This window comes from Pseudomonas sp., from assembly GCF_050739655.1.
Taxonomy (GTDB): Bacteria; Pseudomonadota; Gammaproteobacteria; order Pseudomonadales; family Pseudomonadaceae; genus Aquipseudomonas.
The window spans coordinates 1-2,533 of the sequence record NZ_JBOIBY010000136.1 but is presented as its reverse complement, the minus strand read 5'-3'; the positions used below and the strand labels follow the sequence as shown (position 1 = coordinate 2,533).

At 57.6% G+C, this 2,533-nt stretch carries 3 protein-coding genes; 1 reads left to right on the top strand and 2 read right to left on the bottom strand.

Features of this window, described 5'->3' with window-relative positions:
- Window positions 1-86: 86 nt before the first annotated feature.
- The gene (locus ACRESJ_RS06920) at window positions 87-671 is read right to left on the bottom strand and encodes a transporter substrate-binding domain-containing protein (protein WP_431757252.1); all 585 of its coding nucleotides are present in this window, start codon (window positions 669-671) and stop codon (window positions 87-89) included.
- Between the two features lie 135 nt (window positions 672-806).
- On the opposite strand from ACRESJ_RS06920, the gene ACRESJ_RS06915 reads away from it, so the two are divergent.
- Window positions 807-1,232: a DUF4399 domain-containing protein gene (locus tag ACRESJ_RS06915; RefSeq protein WP_008015365.1), complete on the top strand. Its 426-nt coding sequence runs from the start codon at window positions 807-809 to the stop codon at window positions 1,230-1,232.
- A gap of 60 nt (window positions 1,233-1,292) precedes the next feature.
- Here the strand turns inward: ACRESJ_RS06915 and serA are convergent, their stop codons facing one another.
- Entirely contained in the window at window positions 1,293-2,522 is a 1,230-nt protein-coding gene (serA, locus tag ACRESJ_RS06910) for a phosphoglycerate dehydrogenase (RefSeq protein WP_431757253.1), read from the bottom strand.
- Window positions 2,523-2,533: the final 11 nt, after the last annotated feature.

Here is a 2,533-nt window from a genome sequence, read left to right as displayed (position 1 = left end):
GCCAACATTGATGTTGAATGTCAGGCCGCCATCGCGAGCCAGCTCGCTCCCACAGGGTTCATCTTTTACTTCAACTTCTCGATGGCTCAAGGTTTCGGCACCACATCCGCATCCGCCCCCAACCACTTCTGCTCCAGTGCTTGCAGGCGCCCATCATCCTTGATCCGCTGCAATGCGTTTTCCAGGCTGGCATGGAACGCCGGATTACCCTTCTGAAACGGAATCGCCAGGCTCACGGCCGGGTCGGCTTTGGGCTTCTCTTCCGTCAGCGACTGCACCAGCAGAATCGAGCGCGGCTCTTCTTTCTGCGCGATCAACTGCGCATGGGTCTGAGTGTAAGGCTCGCTGAAATCGAAACGATCCTTTAGATCGGGGGTCTCTGCTATGTGATTGATGGCGATGTCGTATTTGCCGCTTTCAACGCCGCTCAACAGATCGTTGGAATCGGTGACGACAAAGTCGGCGCGCACATCCAGTTCGTTGGCCAGCATTTGACCCAGTTCGACTTCGAAGCCCGCAAGATTGCCGTCTTCCTTGAAATTGAAGGGGGGTGTATTGGCTTCAAGGGCAATGCGCAATTCGCCGCGGTCGTTGACGTCGTCAATCAGTTCGGCATGAGCCAAAGGGCTCAAAAGGGGTAGCAGGCAGATCAGGCCAGGCAGAAAGCGCATGGACACTCCTTTGAATTTATTATCGCGACCCTCTGATTCAGGCTCGCTTTGCTATGGTTGTCGAGTGCCTTCGACAACGAATGGCCATGAAGTTGTCATGGTCACGCGAATTTTACGGAAAAACTGGAGAAGAGAATGAAAACCTTTATGTCACGTGCTGCTTTGGCTGGCCTGTTGATGGGTGTTTCGGTGCTGGCCAGTGCTGCAACACCGGCTCCGAAAGGCGCCGAAGTGTCCATCGTTTCTCCCAAGGATGGTGCGACGATTCCACAGACAGTCGTCGTCAAGTTCGCGGTCGAGAACATTGCCCTGGCACCGGCGGGCGATACCACCAAGAACACCGGTCATCACCACGTGCTGATCGACGTCGATGAGCTGCCAGCCGCCGGTGCGCCTATCCCCAAGGATGCCAACCACCTGCATTTCGGCGGTGCGCAGACCCAGGCTGAAATAACGCTCACGCCAGGTAAGCACACCCTGCAGCTTGAACTGGGCGATAGCAACCACATGCCGTTCGATCCGCCGATCGTTTCCGAGAAGATCACCGTCAACGTCAAGTAACGTTGTTGCGTGAACGAAAAAGGGAGCCCGAAGGCTCCCTTTTTTTCGCTCAAGTCGCGATCAGAACAACACCCGGCTACGGATGGTGCCCTTGACGTGTTGCAGCTTCTCTTGCGCCAGGTCCGAGTACTCGGCGTCGACGTCGATCACCACGTAGCCGACCTTCTCGTTGGTCTGCAGGAACTGACCGGAGATGTTGATGCCGTTTTCGGCGAAGACCTTGTTGATCTCGCTCATCACACCCGGGATGTTTTCGTGGATGTGCAGCAGGCGGTGCTTGCCAGGGTGAGCCGGCAGGGCCACTTCCGGGAAGTTCACGGACGATACCGAAGTACCGTTGTCGCTGTACTTGACCAGTTTTTCCGCCACTTCCAGACCGATGTTGGCCTGGGCTTCAGCGGTAGAGCCACCGATGTGCGGGGTCAGGATCACGTTGTCCAGGCCACGCAGCGGGCTTTCGAACTCTTCGTCGTTGGAGCGTGGCTCCACCGGGAATACGTCGATGGCCGCGCCGATCAGGTGTTTGTCCTTGATCGCGTCCGCCAGGGCGTCCAGTTCGACCACGGTGCCGCGAGCGGCGTTGATCAGGATGCCGCCTTTCTTGATAGCGCGGATTTCCTTCTCGCCCATCATCCATTGGGTGGCGGCGGTTTCCGGTACGTGCAGCGAAACGATGTCGGACATCGCCAGCAGCTCGTGCAGCTTGCCTACCTGAGTGGCGTTACCCAATGGCAGCTTGGTGATGGTGTCGTAGAAGTACACCTGCATGCCCAGGCCTTCAGCCAGGACCGACAGTTGAGTACCGATCGAGCCGTAGCCGACGATACCCAGCTTCTTGCCACGGATTTCGAAGGAGTTGGCCGCGCTCTTGATCCAGCCGCCACGGTGGCAGGAAGCGTTCTTCTCAGGGATGCCGCGCAACAGCAGGATCGCTTCGGCCAGCACCAGTTCCGCTACGGAGCGGGTGTTGGAGTACGGAGCGTTGAACACCGCGATGCCGCGTTCGCGGGCCGCGTCCAGGTCGACCTGGTTGGTGCCGATGCAGAAACACCCTACAGCCACCAGCTTCTTCGCGTGATCGAAGATCTCTTCGGTCAGTTGAGTGCGCGAGCGAATGCCGATGAAGTGAGCGTCAGCGATCTTTTCCTTGAGCTGGGCTTCCGGCAGAGAACCAGTGAGGTACTCGATGCTGGTGTAGCCCGCCGCCTTGAGGACGTCGACAGCCGATTGGTGGACGCCTTCGAGAAGAAGGAACTTGATCTTGCTCTTATCGAGAGAAGTCTTGCTCATCTGCGTAAACC